General features: G+C 47.3%; 16 protein-coding genes. 12 read left to right on the top strand and 4 right to left on the bottom strand.

The window, feature by feature from the left end; all coding sequences use genetic code 11:
- The first annotated feature begins 6 nt into the window (after positions 1-6).
- The 7 genes from NST47_RS33615 to NST47_RS33585 all read left to right on the top strand — a co-directional run bounded on the left by NST47_RS33615 (position 7) and on the right by NST47_RS33585 (position 6,248).
- Complete coding sequence (locus NST47_RS33615) at positions 7-294, top strand: hypothetical protein (protein WP_341159005.1); 288 nt, start codon at positions 7-9, stop codon at positions 292-294.
- Positions 295-320: 26 nt separating this feature from the next.
- On the top strand, positions 321-689 hold the full coding sequence (locus tag NST47_RS33610; protein WP_341159004.1) for a hypothetical protein: 369 nt from the start codon (positions 321-323) through the stop codon (positions 687-689).
- Positions 690-696: 7 nt separating this feature from the next.
- Positions 697-1,206: a hypothetical protein gene (locus NST47_RS33605; protein WP_341159003.1), complete on the top strand. Its 510-nt coding sequence runs from the start codon at positions 697-699 to the stop codon at positions 1,204-1,206.
- A gap of 24 nt (positions 1,207-1,230) precedes the next feature.
- Positions 1,231-3,066, top strand: a complete 1,836-nt coding sequence (locus NST47_RS33600; RefSeq protein ID WP_341159002.1) for a hypothetical protein — start codon at positions 1,231-1,233, stop codon at positions 3,064-3,066.
- Positions 3,067-3,100: 34 nt separating this feature from the next.
- Positions 3,101-3,946, top strand: a complete 846-nt coding sequence (locus NST47_RS33595) for an S-layer homology domain-containing protein (RefSeq protein ID WP_341159001.1) — start codon at positions 3,101-3,103, stop codon at positions 3,944-3,946.
- A gap of 267 nt (positions 3,947-4,213) precedes the next feature.
- Entirely contained in the window at positions 4,214-4,984 is a 771-nt protein-coding gene (locus NST47_RS33590) for an alpha/beta hydrolase (protein WP_341159000.1), read from the top strand.
- 73 nt (positions 4,985-5,057) lie between these two features.
- Positions 5,058-6,248, top strand: coding sequence for a M24 family metallopeptidase (locus tag NST47_RS33585; RefSeq protein WP_341158999.1), 1,191 nt, complete (start codon positions 5,058-5,060; stop codon positions 6,246-6,248).
- Between the two features lie 108 nt (positions 6,249-6,356).
- Here the strand turns inward: NST47_RS33585 and NST47_RS33580 are convergent, their stop codons facing one another.
- Positions 6,357-7,568 carry a PrsW family glutamic-type intramembrane protease gene (locus NST47_RS33580; RefSeq protein ID WP_341158998.1) on the bottom strand — a complete coding sequence of 404 codons (1,212 nt, stop codon included), beginning with the start codon at positions 7,566-7,568 and terminating at the stop codon, positions 6,357-6,359.
- Between the two features lie 300 nt (positions 7,569-7,868).
- On the opposite strand from NST47_RS33580, the gene NST47_RS33575 reads away from it, so the two are divergent.
- Positions 7,869-8,831: a D-2-hydroxyacid dehydrogenase gene (locus NST47_RS33575; RefSeq protein ID WP_341158997.1), complete on the top strand. Its 963-nt coding sequence runs from the start codon at positions 7,869-7,871 to the stop codon at positions 8,829-8,831.
- A 94-nt stretch (positions 8,832-8,925) separates the two neighbouring features.
- Here NST47_RS33575 and NST47_RS33570 read toward each other — a convergent pair whose 3' ends face one another.
- On the bottom strand, positions 8,926-9,630 hold the full coding sequence (locus tag NST47_RS33570; RefSeq protein ID WP_341159809.1) for a TrkA C-terminal domain-containing protein: 705 nt from the start codon (positions 9,628-9,630) through the stop codon (positions 8,926-8,928).
- Between the two features lie 221 nt (positions 9,631-9,851).
- Between NST47_RS33570 and NST47_RS33565 the strand changes: the two genes are divergently transcribed.
- The 4 genes from NST47_RS33565 to NST47_RS33550 all read left to right on the top strand — a co-directional run bounded on the left by NST47_RS33565 (position 9,852) and on the right by NST47_RS33550 (position 14,032).
- The gene (locus NST47_RS33565; protein WP_341158996.1) at positions 9,852-11,282 is read left to right on the top strand and encodes a hypothetical protein; all 1,431 of its coding nucleotides are present in this window, start codon (positions 9,852-9,854) and stop codon (positions 11,280-11,282) included.
- A 13-nt stretch (positions 11,283-11,295) separates the two neighbouring features.
- The gene (locus tag NST47_RS33560) at positions 11,296-11,583 is read left to right on the top strand and encodes a phytanoyl-CoA dioxygenase family protein (RefSeq protein WP_341158995.1); all 288 of its coding nucleotides are present in this window, start codon (positions 11,296-11,298) and stop codon (positions 11,581-11,583) included.
- A gap of 242 nt (positions 11,584-11,825) precedes the next feature.
- Positions 11,826-13,043 (top strand): formaldehyde dehydrogenase, glutathione-independent, encoded by a 1,218-nt coding sequence (gene fdhA, locus NST47_RS33555; protein WP_341159808.1) that lies wholly within the window; start codon positions 11,826-11,828, stop codon positions 13,041-13,043.
- A gap of 50 nt (positions 13,044-13,093) precedes the next feature.
- A complete protein-coding gene (locus NST47_RS33550) occupies positions 13,094-14,032 on the top strand; it encodes a hypothetical protein (RefSeq protein ID WP_341158994.1) in 939 nt (312 codons plus the stop codon).
- A 149-nt stretch (positions 14,033-14,181) separates the two neighbouring features.
- On the opposite strand, the gene NST47_RS33545 is transcribed toward NST47_RS33550, so the two are convergent.
- Both NST47_RS33545 and NST47_RS33540 read right to left on the bottom strand, forming a co-directional pair.
- Positions 14,182-15,975, bottom strand: a complete 1,794-nt coding sequence (locus tag NST47_RS33545) for a sensor histidine kinase (protein ID WP_341158993.1) — start codon at positions 15,973-15,975, stop codon at positions 14,182-14,184.
- A gap of 26 nt (positions 15,976-16,001) precedes the next feature.
- Positions 16,002-17,612: a response regulator transcription factor gene (locus tag NST47_RS33540; RefSeq protein WP_341158992.1), complete on the bottom strand. Its 1,611-nt coding sequence runs from the start codon at positions 17,610-17,612 to the stop codon at positions 16,002-16,004.
- Between the last annotated feature and the right edge of the window lie 41 nt (positions 17,613-17,653).

Genomic DNA, 17,653 nt, shown 5'->3' with positions numbered 1-17,653 from the left:
TGAATAATGAAACCGGCCTTGGAAAAGTTTTTACTCATTGCAGCTACATTGGCTGCCATCGGATTGTTCATTTTTGTAGCAATGTGGAGCTCGATTAAGGATAAAAAGACGCAAATGGACGATTTATTCAACAACACCAACGTTCCCAGCTCATTCATGTACACACCTGCATTAGCTCAGGGAGGTATTCGTGAAGACATCCATCACCGCCTATACGCAGACACGGAACACAGAACGAATATGCCATCCTTATATCCTGCTTTTGCGATACCATCTGACTCCATACCAGCATGAAAGCCGCTTTGGTGGAGATGCTGAGCGTGTATATTTTGCTGCTGCTGCTATTTCAGCCGATTTTGCATGATATATATTCAACACGTGCCAATGCAGTAGAAATGGTACTCGACAGTGCCATTCAAAAAGCGGCTAATGCTGATAACGGTCGATTTACACCGGAAATTATCGATGAGATGCGGTATACGCTGGAGCATACGTTTTTGCTGGATGGTGCGGATATCCGATTTACGGGAACGACGATACTTACCCCAAGAGGCGAATATATTGAGGGTACGCTTTCTGTAAAAAGCACGCCACGATGGCTGTTTCACAGTATGTTTGGCAGTCAGGACCGCGAACCCCCACAAATTGTCCGTTATGCCAAACAGATGAGCGAGGCGATGGTACGGTGATTAATGGATGAATCGAGCGCTGCTGCTGTTGTTTGTGGTGTTGATGTTTTTGTATACGACGGGGTTTGAAGCAGACAGGTTTGTTACGACGACTACACATAACCGGTTAAAATTCACTTTGAATCGTGGCGCTCATGATGCGGCCCTGCAGGTAAATAAGGATTGGCTCGCTGAAGGTCTTGTGGTGTTTGAGCGACCTCTGGCACATGCCGCCTTTGAGGCAGGGCTTCGCGGGAATTTACAGCTGCGTCTGGATGGAACACCTTATGAAGGCAGTCTGCTGTCGGCTGCGCCAGTTATCGTATTTGAGGATTATGTGGACGATTTGTCCCCGGGGGTGGTGTTTCCTTACAGTTATGTGAGGGAAAGCGAGCATATTGTTCAGGTTCTGAAGGGACCGGCTGTGATCTACAGGGTGAAGGTGAAAATGCCGCGCAACAGTTCACTTTCTTATGAAGGAGATGTATATAAAACGGTAATTTATGAATACCCATTGGATTTCAAGTCAAGCCAGTAAAAGGGGGAGGCATGCTGATTGCATATGAATAAGGTTATAAAGACAAGCTTAATGAAGGCCTGCATGGCATGCTTGGTTAGCGTGGCTTTGCTTCCGGTGGCGGTATCCGGTACAGCATTTGCCGCTGCATCGGTTCCACCTGCTCCAGGCATGATCCGTATTGAGAATAAGCTGACTGGAACATCGGATGTGGTTACTGTAACCGGACTGTCCGCGGGAGATCTCGTCAAAGTGTATGCAGATGGCGGAACGACCACACCGCTGGGTACTGCTGCAGTCGGCAGCGGGTCAAATAGCGCAATAATTACGATCAATCAGCTTGGTGCTGCAGCTGGTTATGTATATGTTACCGTAACACAGCCTGCGTATTCGGAAAGCAGACGTATTGTGAAATCATATCTGGCCGAGCCTTTATCCGTGGCGCCTTCTGCAGGCAGCATTCGGATTACGAATAATTCAACAGGCACACCGGATACAGTTGCATTGCTTGGACTGCAAGCAGGAGATCTCGTCAAAGTATATGCGGACGCTTCGAAAACCAATTTAGTGGGCTCTGCTACAGCAGTTACGGGTTCACGCGAAGGCACTGTTGTCTCCATCGGACAACTGGGAAGCAACGAAGGTGTTGTCTACGTTACGTTGACGGAGTTAGGAAAAGGTGAAAGCAGGGCAACGGAAAAGGGATATGCCGGCGAAGCCAGGAGCGCTAAACCGAAATTGGCACAAATTCGTGTGCTGAATGAGCTGACTGGAACGAATGATCATGTTATTGTGAGCGGCTTGCAGGCAGGTGATATTTTGAAGGTATATGCTTCTGAGAAGGCAGCCTCTCCTTTGACTCAGGTCACTGTGGCTGCAGGCTCCGACACAGCGGATGCATCCGTACCGCAGTTGAGTGTGGGAGAAGGCAGTGTGTATATGACCCTTACAAGCCCACCCCTGCAGGAAAGTGTACGTGTTGTGAAGCAGTATCGCTCTGAACCGATTACGGCTGCACCGTCACCAAGCACCATTGTAGTGACGAATGAGCCAGTAGGAACGGATGATCGAATCGAGCTGTCGGGTCTGGCTGCAGGTGATGTCGTCAAAGTATATGCAGATGCATCTTCAACCACTGTGATCGGGATGGCTACCGCTGACAGCAGTTCAACCCAAGTGAAGGTTTTGGTCCCACAGCTGGGTAGACAGGCCGGATATGTATATGTGACAGTAACCTCTTCTCTTCGTGGGGAAAGTCGTCGTGTCATTAAAGCATACGCCGCCGAATTGGCGAGCGGTGCGCCGGATCGATCCCAAATTCAAATTCATAATGCTGTGGGATCCGAAGATACCCTTACAGTGAACGGCCTGCAGGCTGGTGATACAGTGAAAGTATACGCGGACGATATATCTGTAGTCGCTATTGGCAGCGCAACTGCATCCGATGATGCAAGCTCTGTTGTGGTTCATGCAGCTTTACCTGGGACTGGTTATGGCCTTGTTTATATAACGGTAACGCATAAGCAAGAGGAGGAAAGTGCACGAACGGCTAAAATATATGCGGCCGAGCCTGTTACCTTTCCGCTATCCCCTAATCAGCTGCGAGTATCCAATCTGGCAGGAGCCTACGGCAATGATGAGGTTACAGCGATTGCGATCAAACCAGGTGATACGATCAAGCTCTACACTGATGCAGTGATAGCTACGCCAATTCAGACGGTGAGCGGGGGCGAGGCCTCAGCCATTGCAGTGTCTGGTGTGACCACGGCCACGATTAGCAATCTTCAGCTTAACAGCAATGGCGGTCGCATTTATGTGACGATAACCTCTGAAGGCAAACGAGAGAGCAGTCGCATATTGAAGGTTTATGAAGCTGAGTAAGTCGTTAACTTTAAAGAGAGGGGCTTGAATAATGATGACCTATCCCAAAAGCGATGTTCTTCAGCGTAAAGCGGTTACTGACAGAGCTCGGGCGTACCGAATTTTCAAAAACAAAATCAAGCTTATGATTGCTGTTTCCTTACTATCTATTATAAGAAGGTTGGTCTGCGTGATGGCGGTTGTAACATTACCTTTTAGTTTGTTAATTCCGAGTCATATAGGATTTGCCAGATCGAACGAAACGGTTGTTGTGTCTGATGCTATTCCCGTTGTTGAGGAGGGTGGCACTGCTGCTGACAACGATGAAGGGATGGCTTTCTTATTTAGCGATATAACAGGGCATTGGGCGGAGGCTCCGATTCGTGAAGCTGCTGCGAATGGTTTCATATCCGGTTACGCGGATGGGACCTTCAAGCCGGATCATACCTTGACACTGGTGGAGCTTGCCGCTCTGCTCACGGCAAGTCTGGAAGTTCCGATTTTGACCCCGAACACAGCCAATTCGGCCCCAAGCGCAGTGAATTCCACTGAGATTACACTCTATAACGGTAATATTCAGTCATTACGGGATGTTGGTATCATTAAGGAAAATGAATTTACACCAGACCAATGGAACCACGAATTAACGCGTTTAGTACTCATAGCACTAAGCTTAAGAGCAATCGACCCCAATTCTATTAACGACGAATCGGAGCTCGAACAACGAGCGATCTCTGCAGGTCTGTTGGATGACAGCCATCCAACAGATACCGACAGCAAGCAAGTGCAGGCTGAATGGGCAGCTAAGGTGACTACACGAGCTGAAGCTGTTGTTGTCATGCTGCGGTTACGCAGTGCACTCGGTTTAGCAGGCTCTAATAAGGAGACAATTACACACTGAGAAAAGTTATTTCTCATTCGGTAGAGGAACAGTCATCGTCTCTGTAATTATGTGTTTCTCGAACTCTCTATCCCAAAAGTCGATATCGGATCTGCCCTGCGCCACGAGGATGTTGATCGTTGATCCTGATACAAAGAAGCCTCTGTTCCACTTTGTAGTGGACTTGGAGGCTTCTTCGATCATAGAGCCGTCAGAGCTTTTGGCTGGATTTTATTTGGTAATCCTGTTACCCTTTAGGTAAGATTAATCAAAAGGAGACATGAATCTATGGCTTTTATGGACTGTCATTTTTTCTCGGAATCGCTTGGGGTATCCGCATCCATGCACGTCATTTTACCACAGTCGACTACAGGACAGATCGGAATGGAATCCAATGTAATCAAGAAAAAGCACCCTACGCTTTTTCTACTGCATGGTTTGTCGGATGACCATACGATTTGGATGAGAAGAACTTCTATTGAGCGATATGCTGCCGCCTATGGATTGGCTGTTGTGATGCCTGCGGTTAACCGCAGTTTTTATACCGACATGGCTGTTGGCTACAAGTATTGGACATTTATTAGTGAAGAGCTGCCTGCCTTGGCGAGGTCGTTTTTTCCGTTATCGGAGGCAAGGGAGGACACCTTTGTTGCAGGTTTGTCGATGGGAGGATATGGCGCATTCAAGCTGGCGTTGTCGTGTCCGAATCGATTCTCAGCAGCAGCAAGCTTATCGGGGGCGCTTGATATTGCGTCCATTGCCAAGCAGCGTGATCCGGTGGAGTTTCAACGTATCTTTGGCGATTTGGATCAATTTGCGGGGAGTCGTAATGATCTTTTTCAACTGGCGGAGGAAGTGTCGCAGGGTGCGGGGCCAGGCCCAATGCTGTATCAGTGCTGCGGTACGGAGGATTTTCTATATCAGGACAATGTGCGTTTCCGTGACCACTGCCGCGCAATGAAGCTGGATTTGACCTATGAAGAAGAGCCGGGAAGCCATGAATGGGGTTATTGGGATCAAAAAATTCAAAACGTGCTGAATTGGCTGCCAATTCGATAATTGCTGTGCAGCCAGTGATGATTGCTGATGATCAAGCTCGTTTTTGAGCGGGAGATATTAAAGGAGAGGTTTCATGAACGAGCGTACTGAACGTATAAGACGGCTTCAAGAAAGACTGCTGCAATTGCAGATCGACGGCTGTATGATCACACAAAATGTCGATTTGTATTATTTTACCGGATCGATGCAGACCGGGTATTTGTTTGTGCCAAATGAGGGAGAGGCCGTGTTCTTTGTTCGTCGCAGTGTTGTACGTGCAGAGCAGGAATCCTCCATTACCGTGGAGTCTTTGGGTTCATTCCGAAGCTTTGGGGAACGGCTGGCCGATGTGTATCGTTCCTTATTCCATGCAGCGCATTCGCGTAACCTGAAGCTTGCTGCTGAATTTGATGTACTTCCTGTGCAGCAGCTCAAACGATTGGAAGCTGTACTGCCACAAGTGGACTGGGTAGATGGTTCACTACTGATCCGTGAACTACGGATGATCAAATCAGCTGCTGAAATTGGATACATTCGTGAAGCGGGACGGGTCATCAATCTGGCTTTTGAGGATGCACTCGACAAATTGCGCCCAGGCATGCTGGAGCTTGAGCTGATGAGTCATATCGAGACGTATGTACGACGTGCTGGCCACATCGGTATAATGAGAATGCGAGGCTATAATCAAGAGGTGATTACGGGAATGATTGGAGCGGGAGAGGCAGCAGCAATGCCGACTTATTTCGATGGTCCCGCCGGAGGTCAGGGTCTTTCCCCGGCAAGCCCACAAAGCGCGAGCCGTCGCCCCATTGCAGCCAACGAACCGGTTCTGATCGATATCGGCTGCTGCATCGATGGCTATGTCATCGATCAGACACGAACCGTCGTTATCGGTACGTTAGCCGAGGATTTGCTTCAAGCTTATGAGCATTCGGAGCAAATTATACGCAGTGTGGAATCGAAGCTGCTGCCTGGTACTGTATGCGAGCAGTTGTATATGCATTCGCTGCAAATGGCGCATGCTGCCGGACTAAGTGACCATTATATGGGCTATGGCGACGATCAGGTTAAATTTCTCGGACATGGTATCGGGCTTGAAATTGATGAGCTGCCTGTGCTTGCCAAAGGCTTCAGCTACCGACTTCAGCCCGGCATGGTCATAGCTGTCGAACCCAAATTTACATTCCCGCAGCGTGGAGTGGTTGGTATTGAGAACAGCTATGCGATTACAGATACCGGATTCGAAAAGCTGACCGTGTCGCGTGAAGGGCTTATCCAGCTCTAATCTTGAGGTCATAGGGAAAAGGAATTATGTGCCGATTAAGTTTGTATTACGATTTCCCTTCAGATCATCCAATCGCTGCTTATCTAATATAAAATGCATAAGTAATTACTAGTCCCCGAGTCCCGGGGGCTTTTTGGCGTGGGTCATAGGTGATGCTGATAAAAATGCGAGCGACGATTTCATGTCCGCAGCTAACCCCGTTTCCCGTGGTTTCAATGGCTGTGCGGTTTCTTGCTTCAACCGTGTTATTTCCTTAAGCCCCGCATTAATCATGCCGAACGCGAACACCCAGGAAAGCACAGTAAGAAGAATCTGCATAACGGGAATCGAGAAGATATCCAGTTCCAGTAAGTCCCATGAGGCATGAAGAAACACGGTCAATATAAAGATACTCAGAAACCGTCCCTTCATTAGCATATGCCATTGCCAGTCCCGTTTTCCTTTGACCATGCAGATGGCTGCGCCGGAAAGCGCTGCCCACACGATATGACCTCCAGGCGCCAAAATGCCGCGCCATAAAATTGTGGCATACAAGCTCCCAAGATTGCTAGTTTCGAGCAGTACTCTTAGCGCATAACCAGCGGTTTCAAAGGAAGCAAAGCCCGTACCGACAGCGGCTCCAATCAGTAATCCATTCAGGATATAGGTGTTTTTGGACTTACGCAGGAACCAGGCGATGACCAGCACCTTGGCCGCCTCCTCGACGAATCCGACAATGAGTACACCGCTGAAGTCGTGCAGGGTTTGATAGAGAACCAGTGCGGCGACCAATGACGCGACACCACCAATAAAGACGGTATACACAACCTTGTAGACAGGGATGTTTTGCGGTGCATTCATTTCCCAGAAAAAGACCAGCAAAGTAAAAGGCACCATGAAAGAACCTACGATAATAAGTCCGGGCAGGAAATTGAAGTTTCCAAAAAAGGACAAGCCAATATACATGCCTATGTAGGCAATCATCACCCATAGAAAGACACGGGCAAACAGCCATGGCTTGGGCCAGGTATCCAATACATCCGCTATATCCGGTGTTGTGCTGCTGGTACCTACAATAAATAGCTTTTCCGCTTCCTCCTCCGGATGCTTTTTGAACGTTTGCGAGAACACGCGTCGCAGCTTCAAGTCCGCATGTTCCTTATCCATCTCGGATTTCGGAGGGGTACCATTCGTGTAACTGTTGGCTGGATAGGGCTGCGCTGTCTGTGAGAAAGGCTCAGGCTCACTCTCATGAGGATCAAGATCGGTAACGTGATAGCCGCAGTTCGGACAAAATCTCGAATCGCTTGGAATCGATTGTTTACAATTGGGACAATTCATAGTGGCCTTCCCCCCTAATTATTTGGTGGACAACGCTGGTGTAATCAGCATGATGTACCTGTATTTGGCTCGTTAAAGTGTCAGATAAGCCCTATTACCCTGCAATTCTGCAATCAAATCGGCACACGCCTATATCTAAATAAATGACGTGTGGCTTGTATAACTTGTCCAAAAATGTGAACCTACTATGTACAAAAATAGGCTGAAACAAACGAAGAAATAACAGGGCTATTGCTGTATGCTTAAGCTAAGGAATGTTATAACAGTAGATCAAAGCTTGATCATAAAAGGAGTGCGGTTATGGCGAATATAGTCGTATTGGATGGCTACACATTAAACCCGGGGGATTTGGATTGGGGAAGATTAGAGCAGCTTGGCAATGTTACCGTATATGATCGAACGGCTGTTACTGAAATTGTGGAGCGTGCAGCTCATGCGGATATTGTGCTGACCAACAAAACACAGCTGTCTGCCGCTATACTGGAGCAGCTTCCGAAGCTCAAATATATCGGTGTGCTGGCAACCGGCTACAATATTGTCGATACGGAAGCGGCTAAGCAGCGGGGGATTCCTGTGACGAATATCCCTACATACGGGACCCAATCCGTAGCCCAATTCGTATTTGCCCTGCTGCTGGAGCTGTGTCATCGGGTACAGACTCACAGTGATGCAGTCCATGCAGGGGATTGGAACAACTGTCCAGATTTTTGCTTTACACGTTCGCCGCTGATTGAGCTTTCAGGCAAAACAATGGGGTTGATTGGACTTGGTCGTATTGGTGGTCAAGTGGCGAGAATCGCCAATGCTTTTGGCATGAGGGTTATCGCAGTAGGCAGCGGTAGAAGCAATCCGACTCCCGTGGAAGGTGTAGAGTGGGTGGAGCTTGACCAGTTGTTGGCTGAATCGGATGTCATCAGTCTGCACTGCCCATTAACACCGACTACGGAAAAGCTGATCAATGCGGAGCGGCTTGCGCTGATGAAGCATTCGGCCATATTGATCAACACCTCCCGTGGAGCACTAATTAACGAGCAGGATTTGGCAGACGCTTTGAATAATCGACGAATTGCCGGAGCTGCGGTGGATGTGCTGTCCGTGGAGCCTCCTGTACCTTCGAATCCGTTGTATGCGGCAGCGAACTGCTTGATTACACCTCATATCGCCTGGGCGACGAAAGAAGCCAGAGCCAGATTGATGGGAACTGCGGTAGATAATGTTCAAAGCTTTCTGTCGGGCCATGCCGTTCATGTAGTGAACGGGTAAAATAATCTGCAAAATGACTATTAGAAGCATCCCTGTTCTACTGCGCGTCGGTAGCATGGGATGCTTTTTATTTGATGTAGCATCGATCCCCAATTTACATACCTACAACATGCTGCTCCTTCTGATTACTCAGCTTCATGCTCTGGAGCTCATGGTGAAACTTCTCCTCAATAGCCGATTTATTGCCATACACATACAGGATATCACCCTCCTGAATCGTCAGCTTCAGGCACTGCTGTCTGATTTTTTGATCATCCCGCTGAATAAACAGCAGCAAAATATCTTCCTCCGTACCAAATAGCGCATCCGTTCGTTGGTCCACTAATTTGGAGTCGGCATGGATATGAACATCCGTGACCCAATCGGTGTCGCTCGTATACAAAATTTCTTCGATAGGCAGCTGATGCAGCTCAAATTGTTGATTGAGATGACGGTGAAACTTGCGCTTGAGCAAATCCATCATCTTTTTATTTTTGACCGTGAGTAAAATAATTGCAAGTCCAACGGTTACTATCGTCAAAGCCGGGATTCGTAAATTTTGTCCCAACAGGCTGCTGATGATGGAGATCAGAACAGCCAGCGAGAAGACGCCGAACAAGATAAGAAACACGCCAATATTGCGGCGTACCGGGTGACGCAGGATCAGCTCCGATTCCAGTGTCGTATAACCGGTTGCCGTCAGCATGGAAACCGCCTGGAAGCGCGCGATCTCTTTTTTGAGCCCTGATATGATCAGAAGGGTAGAAGAAACCTCCAGCACCAAGGCAATCAGAATCAAATAAATGACGATAAACAGCATCTCCAAGCGCGATATCCCCCTTGCAACCGAATATATTCTATCATTACCATTCAGTACCGTTCTTGAACCCTTCAATTCGATTAAGGACAAGGAGTTTTACTTCAATTTTTTGGATTTTTGATCTTTTTTGATTGATTGGGTGGGTTGTAGAGTAATACTACCTATAGAGAACAATTCGGTGATCAGTAGGAGCGGTGAAAAGAATGGTCCAACCCCATACCATGGTTCAGCCTGTTTTAGAAGAAAAGCGGCTTAAGGCTGCACTGTTTCAGTTCGTGTTTCCGTTCTCGCTTAATGAGGATTGCCAGAGTGATTTGAAGCAGCAGCTGCAAAAGGACGACTTTGCTGCGTTTGAACTGGGAAATCTGGAGCTGGAGACTGCTTTCTACGGGGAGGGCTATCAGGTATCCCATTTGAATTTGGAACGGTATTATTTACCTTTTACGAATAGCGTCATTTTTCCTCATAAAGATTCCAAGGATGTATTTTTGCGTTATTCCAAGCGTCTGGAAATGGATTGCAGCCTGCGGATGAATCAGCAGCATATCCCGTTTCGCATACATTCGGTCGATGTCGTGGTATGTCCCTTTGATTTGGGCTTTATTACGGTACGGACCGAGGTATGCTGTGACGATTTAACCTATTCGCAGGTGCTGGAGTTCGTGAACCGATTCCGTATTTTGCAAAATATGAAGGATATGGATGAGCCGGTCGAGCTGGTCCACAATGGAAAGCTTTACAACGAGGTCGAAGAATTTATTTTGGATGGACTCGTGCCCGGGATGATCGCCTATCTGGACAAGACAGACCTGGAAAAAACGTATTTTGAAAAGCTGCCCTTTTTTGTGGATGAGCGGATGTTTGTACAGGGACTGGTTTCCTTCACAGATAACTGCCCGATTGCACCTGAGGATATATACCGTGCCTCTCGGGTCGATGGACTGGACCTTCAGGGCGAGCCTTATATTAGCTCTTCGAATATGGACTATATTCAGCGGTATTTGGATGAGCACATTTACGACAGGTGGGGGCCGGATACGTTTTATGTGATTGAAGAAAATTCCTTCTTTTGCTTGACGAATCAGTCCAAGGAAGTGACTACGGCTCTCGGCAATCACATGTACGGAGCCTATTATTATGGTGTGCTCATTAATTTGTTTTATAAAGTTGTGCTGCTTAAATTATCGAACCGTTATTCGCATGTCCAGCTGGATCAGAATCAGGACGAAATCGATGATTTGATCCGCTCAATTACGATTTTTTCTGCCCGCTATTACTTTCTGGAGGTCGCTACCCAATCGCAGGGCAAAGAGATTTTTCTCCAGCTTCGCAAGCATCTGGGCAGTGACGAGCTGTACGCTGAAGTGAATGAAACGCTGGCTGATCTGTACAAATATCAGGAAAATTTTACGGCGAAACGTTCCAATTACTTGCTGCTGATCTTGACGATCTATTCGGTGGTTAGTGGTATTTATGGGATGAATCAGGTGATTGAAGATTTGAAGGGACCTATTGATTGGGGGAAAATGAATGACTATTCCATTTTTGAATACATTGCGCTGACGGTGATGGTCACAGGAATGGGGGCTGCGATTACGCTGGGGGCAACTACGCTGAGGCGTTTGTTTAAGGAAATAGGTAAACGACATTAGTGAATAGTTCAGGATGCTTACACTGAGAGGCAACGGGAAGAAGGATGAAGTTCCTTTAAGCGGCGCGTTTAACGCGTGGCATAGCGAAGTAACCGGATTTCTGATCTCAACTGATCGGTCCGCAAGCGTTCATCTGTATGATGCCAATGAGGAAAACGGCTGCCTGATTGTTATACCCGACTCCCATAAAGATGGGGTATTCCCTGTGGTCAATACAAAAAGCTACTCAAAAGGCTACTATCTTGATTCCAAGCAGTACCCTTTGGATTCGGGCGCAGCCTGTCTGGCGATGATTTTTTGAGATTGTTTCGTAACACGATGGCCATCAATATTATCAATTTGATTTTCTTTTTTTCCGCTGCCACATTTCCTCTCCTGGGTAATAATTGTCGGGATCAGCTTTTTGCTTCTATCCCAGGCTCAGGGATTATTCAATGAGCCACGCAGAAAACCATTTGTTGGAAAACCCGCGTTTATCCTGTATGATTAGAAAAGAAAACGCTTTATCAACACAATATTATGGTAGATAAAGGAGCGAATGGTATGGCAGGGAATCGGGCAGTCGTCTATGTAAAGCCAGGAGAAGTAGAAGTGAGGGATATCAGCTATCCCGATTTGATCTTGCGAGACGGTCCGGGTGTCAACCCATTGAACGTCGGCAGAAAATGCGAGCACGGCGTTATCATCAAAGTCATCACAACTAATATTTGTGGCAGTGACCAGCATATGGTCAGAGGGCGCACGACAGCTCCAAGCGGTTTGGTTCTTGGACATGAGATTACAGGTGAAGTCATTGAGGTTGGTCGTGATGTGGAATTTATTAAGAAGGGCGACCTTGTTTCGGTCCCATTCAACATCGCATGCGGTCGTTGCAGGAATTGCAAGGAGCGTAACACCAACGTTTGCTCGAATGTGAATCCGGATCGACCTGGCTCCGCCTATGGATATGTCGATATGGGCGGCTGGGTTGGAGGGCAGTCCGAATATGTGATGGTTCCTTATGCCGATTTCCAACTACTGAAGTTTCCGGATAAAGAACGCGCTATGGAAAAAATACTCGATCTTACGATGCTATCGGATATTTTCCCTACAGGTTATCATGGTGCAGTCAGTGCGGGTGTTAGCCCGGGATCTACCGTCTACATCGCGGGAGCTGGTCCTGTCGGCTTGGCTGCCGCGCATTCGGCCCAATTGCTGGGTGCTGCCGTGGTCATCGTAGGTGATCTGAATAGTGAAAGGTTGGCGCAAGCGAGAAGCTTTGGATGCGAAACCGTGAATTTGCGTGAGCATCCTAATCTTGGGGAGCAGATCGATCAAATATTAGGAGTTCCTGAGGTGGATTGTGCTGTTGACTGCGTAGGCTTTGAAGCACATGGTCATGGACACAAGCATGGCGAAGCGCCAGCTACGGTGTTGAATTCCATAATGGAGGTAACACGTGCCGGAGGCAAGCTTGGGATACCGGGTCTTTATGTTACGGGTGATCCCGGTGCCGTTGATGAGGATGCCAAGATGGGCACGTTGAAAATCCGCTTCGGCCTGGGCTGGGCCAAATCACATACGTTTGTAACCGGTCAAACGCCAGTTATGCAGTATAACCGTGAGCTTATGACAGCCATACTGAGTGGCAAGGCGCAAATTGCCAAAGCTGTGAATGCTACGTTAATTTCCCTGGATCAGTCACCGGAAGCGTACTCGGAGTTTGACAGGGGTGTTTCCAAAAAGTTCGTTATCGATCCTCACGGTTCGGTAAAACGTTAATAAAACGCATATAAGCTATTATTATTTATTATCCATTAACTATCCATTTAATGAAGGAGCTGGACAAGATTCAAACGGGAAATGGAGCATTCAGAGTACAGGTTGAGGAAGGCTGGGCAAAGCTGCCCGCTGCATATGAATTTGGTTTTACACACGGAATTGTTGTTGATTCACAGGATAACGTTTATATTTTGCATACGAAATCTCCGAACCTGATGGTGTTTAATCGTGAAGGAGATTGGCTGAAGTCATGCGATATCGAAGGAATTGCTGAAGGCGCACATGGTCTTTATCTGCATGAAGAGCAGGATGGCGAGTTTCTATATATGACCGATTGCGGACTGGGTACGGTTCTCAAGACTACGCTGGAAGGTGAGGTCGTTTTGCGGCTGGCCCCACCACATTTACCGGAAGTATACAGTAGCGACAAGCTTTATAAACCAACCGATCTGGCGGTAGCCGAGAATGGAGACATCTTCGTAACGGACGGATACGGACAAAGCTGGATTCATCATTACACTGCGGCGGGAGAATGGATTCATTCCTGGGGAGGAAAAGGCAAGGAGCCCGGAGAAATGAGTTGTCCTCACGGGATTTCAGTCAAGCTGAGTGGTGGTGAGCAGGAATTGTATGTGGCCGATCGCGGCAACCATCGTATTCAGGTATTTACGTTAGATGGGAAGCATAAGCGATTTATTGACCATGACATGGATATGCCTTGTAATTTTTATTTCCATGACGGACTTATGTTCTTCCCGGATCTTCATAGTCGAGTGACGGTATTCGACGCTTCCAATGATTTGCTAGTAGCACATCTAGGAGAAGATCAGCTTGCTTACAAGCAGGAGGGCTGGCCGAATTTACCTAAGCCGTATTACCGACCCAACCGATTCAGCTCTCCACATGGAGTATGTGTGGACTCTCACGGAGATGTATACGTGGCCGAATGGATCTTTGATGGTCGTATAACAAAGCTGATTCGTCAGTAAGCAGATATACACAGATAACAAATGTGTCAGAGTTGGCGATGGTTTCTGGAATGAGGAGCTATCGCCAACTCTGGTTTATATGCTGAGATGCTTCATGAAAGTGATACTTTATTTCCATAATGTGAACGATATCCAGCTGCAGATGGGCGCTACATCGGATAAACACGTGGCATACCTTCGGTTGGCTTTCCCAGTCCATCAATGTCATTGTCGTTCAGCAGGGGAATTCGAATCGTAACGGTGACGCCGTTTCCGGCATCATTGTCATGGATGTTAATCCCGTAATCGGCACCGAAGAAGGCTTCGAAGCGTTCCGTGACGTTACGGATGCCATAACCACCGGTGCTTCGTTTTTCCCCTGAATTCCAGTTATTCCTCAGTCCTACGCCATCGTCCGAGACGGTAAATACTATCGCTTCATTCTCCTGAAAGGCGGTGATGCAGATCGTGCCTTCCGATCTTCCGTCAAAGCCATGCATGATCGCATTTTCGATAAAGGGCTGAAGTGTCATTTTCGGGATATAATAAAGCTCCAATTCGGCGGGTACATGCGTAACGACGGTCAACCCTTCCTCCCAGCGCAGCTGCTGGATCTGCATGTAGCAGCCGGCATGTAGCAGCTCATCGTGGATCGTAACCAGACTTTCCCCATTGGACAAGCCGATCCTGAACATGCGTCCCATCAGCTCGAGAATTTCACTCATCTTATCTTGTCCGGCACCAAGAGCCATCCAATTGAGCTGATCCAGGGTATTATACAGAAAGTGTGGATTGATCATCGCCTGAAGCGCTTTGATTTCGGCCTTTTTTTGCCTGATGTATTGGTTTTCCAATGACATATACAGCTCTTGAATCCGATCGATCAGCTTCCGGTAGCCTGCGAACAGCACCCCATATTCATTATAGTAATCCTCGGGCAGCTTCACCTTGTTGATATTTGCCGCGTATCCGCCCATCTCATGCAGCAGCAGCCGAATCGGTTTAATAAACTGATTGGAGAAAAATAAAGTGAAAAACAAGGCAATGAATATCGCCAAAATACCGACCAACGATAAAATAAATGCATTGTGAACACTGCCTGAAGTAATCTGCTTCCACGGAGTGAGCTCGACGAGCGTCCAGTCTGAATTGAAATGCTTTGACCAAACCATTAAGTGGCTGCTGGAGTTAGCCAGTGTATACCCTTTGGTATCGACCTTTAAATAACCGGATTCGTTCACCGTATAAGGAAGAAAATCCTTAATATTAGGTCTTAGCTGCGGATCTCCAATTGACGTAATTACTCTGCCGCCGGAATCCAGCAAAATCCGGTTGGCGTCCGCCGTTTCCCCCTTGACCAGATTTTGAATAGCGGACGATTTTACATTTAAGAGTAATAATCCGCTGTATTCGCCGGTAGACGAATATACTTTACGGGCAAAGCTGATCACGGAAAAATCCCCGTTAAACAATTGAATCGTACGTTCGCCCACCCACGAGAAATCGGTATTTTCAACCGCTGCGTACCAGGGCTCTCCTTTGACCTTCTGCTCCTCAATAAAGACAACAGGCATCTGGGATTGAATGTAGACCACATTTTTTGTATAAAATTGAATCGAGGAGATCATGGGTGTGGCATAGGTGATACTGGCTAAATAAGCTTCCAGCTCTGCGCCCCTTTTATGATCGGAATAGACGTCTTCGGATAACAGGGAATAATCGGACAGCAAGGGATTACGCGAGGCTGTTAATGATACCTGCTCGATTGAGCGCATTTGGATACCGATTTTGCTGTACAGCTCATTCAATACATTTTGTTGATAGTAGGACGTGTTTTTTACCATTTCCTGAGCGGAGAGCGAATACGCCAACCAGATTACGACGACGAGCAGAATGACCATAAAGCAGGAGAATCCACCATACAGCAAGTAATAGATCGGATATTTTTTGAACATATGCTTCATTTGACATTCCCGCCCTCATTACCGATTTATCTGATTAATTCCATAGGTGTAATTCCAAAATGCTTTTTAAAGGTGGTGCTGAAATAGGGGATGTTTTTGTACCCGACACTTTCTGCAACCTCATAAATTTTGAACGTTCCCTTCAAAAGCAGCGCCTTGGCTTGCTCCATGCGAACCCGGATTATGTAATTATTAATCGTTTCTCCGGTTGCATTTTTGAAAATCAGGCTCAGGTAGTTGCGCGAAATGAATACCTTCTCCGCAAGCTCGGCGAGCGTTATGTCCTGCTTGAAGTTCTCATGAATATACTGCTTCATGAAATCAACGGCCTGCTTGTGCTTCAGGTTTTCGTGCCAATGCTGATTGACACAGATACCGCGGATTTTATCATGCAGCCACACCCCGAATTGATCCGCAGAATGAATACTTCGCAGCTCGGCTTCGATCTGCACCTCGGTATAAATCTCCCACAACCGGATTTGCTCATCATTAAGCGCATAGCTGGCTATCGTCCAGAACTGTGCGCCCAGCGCGTGGAAGGATGGCTCAGGGGAGTCAGAGCTTTCATGCAACGTATCGATGTAGCTCTGAATGATCGATTCCGCCATTTTCCCCTGGGTGTTTTTGATATCCTCAATCAGCTGGTGATAAAACCGCATCGGCTTGGCTAATACACCATTCGATTGGGAACGCTTACTTGATGAATCGTTATAGGCATATAAGCTCGAAGAGGACAGCAGGGGTGCGCCTTGGGATAAAAAGTGGAACGCTTCCTCCAGTGAATCGGATATTTGTGACCAATGGTTTTTAAGACCGCCGATTCCGATATGCAGGGAAATGGACAAATACCTGTGCACACAATCAATGATCATTTCGGCAATCGACTTCACCCCATCAATCAGTTCCTCATACCTGGCGTCCTTCTCGAAGTGCAAAATCAAGCTGGCATGATAGCCATGCAGCTCGACGTAGTCGAAGGTCAGCTGCCGTTCACTGAGAATTTCCTGAATAATGTTTTGAATGGCAAACCGGAACAAAAAGCGGTCCGGAGCCGCAACATCGGATATCCGCGCCGTTCGCATAATTTCAATGCCCAGCACCAGATGAGTTTGCGCCTTTTCTGTATTGAATAGCGGGTGCTCTTTATTCCAATCGTCCATCGTTCCGGTAACCGCAGTTTTCAACCATTCTTTATGGACAAATGGCTCATACAAAATAACTTTATCACGCAGCGCCTTCTGCTCCAGCTGGATTTTGTTTTCCTCTTCGACTGTAAAAATGACACGCTGAAGTGCCTCGCGAAGTGTTTGTCTGGAAACAGGCTTCGATAAATAATCGTCCACATTCATTCTTAATGCCTTGCGTGCAAATTCAAAATCGGAATAGCCGCTGTGAATCAGAAACTTTCCCTGAAACTGCTCCTTCCGCAAGTGTTCTATCATGGTCAGTCCGTCCATCACAGGCATATACACGTCCGTGATGACGATATCCGGCTTTTCCTTACGGATGAGCTCCAGTCCTTTGTGACCATTCGTACTTTCACCGACCCATTCGGCACCCAACTCGTCCCAGGGAATCGCTTGCTTCATGCCTCTCAGAACTTGTTTGTCATCATCAATGATCGCAATCTTCCACATGAATGCTTCGCCTCCTGCCAAAATATCGGATTAATTTAAAA

The sequence above is a fragment of the Paenibacillus sp. FSL H8-0034 genome, assembly GCF_038000305.1.
Taxonomy (GTDB): domain Bacteria; phylum Bacillota; class Bacilli; order Paenibacillales; family NBRC-103111; genus Paenibacillus_S.
This window is presented reverse-complemented; position numbering and strand designations above follow the sequence as displayed.

What these genes read in the sequence shown, in the direction of transcription:
- NST47_RS33615 (WP_341159005.1), top strand. Translation starts at nt 7, where the DNA reads ATGAAACCGGCCTTGGAAAAGTTTTTACTCATTGCAGCTACATTGGCT.
- NST47_RS33605 (WP_341159003.1), top strand. Translation starts at nt 697, where the DNA reads ATGAATCGAGCGCTGCTGCTGTTGTTTGTGGTGTTGATGTTTTTGTAT.
- NST47_RS33600 (WP_341159002.1), top strand. Translation starts at nt 1,231, where the DNA reads ATGAATAAGGTTATAAAGACAAGCTTAATGAAGGCCTGCATGGCATGC.
- NST47_RS33595 (WP_341159001.1), top strand. Translation starts at nt 3,101, where the DNA reads ATGACCTATCCCAAAAGCGATGTTCTTCAGCGTAAAGCGGTTACTGAC.
- NST47_RS33590 (WP_341159000.1), top strand. Translation starts at nt 4,214, where the DNA reads ATGGCTTTTATGGACTGTCATTTTTTCTCGGAATCGCTTGGGGTATCC.
- NST47_RS33585 (WP_341158999.1), top strand. Translation starts at nt 5,058, where the DNA reads ATGAACGAGCGTACTGAACGTATAAGACGGCTTCAAGAAAGACTGCTG.
- NST47_RS33580 (WP_341158998.1), bottom strand. Translation starts at nt 7,568, where the DNA reads ATGAATTGTCCCAATTGTAAACAATCGATTCCAAGCGATTCGAGATTT.
- NST47_RS33575 (WP_341158997.1), top strand. Translation starts at nt 7,869, where the DNA reads ATGGCGAATATAGTCGTATTGGATGGCTACACATTAAACCCGGGGGAT.
- NST47_RS33570 (WP_341159809.1), bottom strand. Translation starts at nt 9,630, where the DNA reads ATGCTGTTTATCGTCATTTATTTGATTCTGATTGCCTTGGTGCTGGAG.
- NST47_RS33565 (WP_341158996.1), top strand. Translation starts at nt 9,852, where the DNA reads ATGGTTCAGCCTGTTTTAGAAGAAAAGCGGCTTAAGGCTGCACTGTTT.
- NST47_RS33560 (WP_341158995.1), top strand. Translation starts at nt 11,296, where the DNA reads ATGCTTACACTGAGAGGCAACGGGAAGAAGGATGAAGTTCCTTTAAGC.
- fdhA (WP_341159808.1), top strand. Translation starts at nt 11,826, where the DNA reads ATGGCAGGGAATCGGGCAGTCGTCTATGTAAAGCCAGGAGAAGTAGAA.
- NST47_RS33550 (WP_341158994.1), top strand. Translation starts at nt 13,094, where the DNA reads ATGAAGGAGCTGGACAAGATTCAAACGGGAAATGGAGCATTCAGAGTA.
- NST47_RS33545 (WP_341158993.1), bottom strand. Translation starts at nt 15,975, where the DNA reads ATGAAGCATATGTTCAAAAAATATCCGATCTATTACTTGCTGTATGGT.
- NST47_RS33540 (WP_341158992.1), bottom strand. Translation starts at nt 17,612, where the DNA reads ATGTGGAAGATTGCGATCATTGATGATGACAAACAAGTTCTGAGAGGC.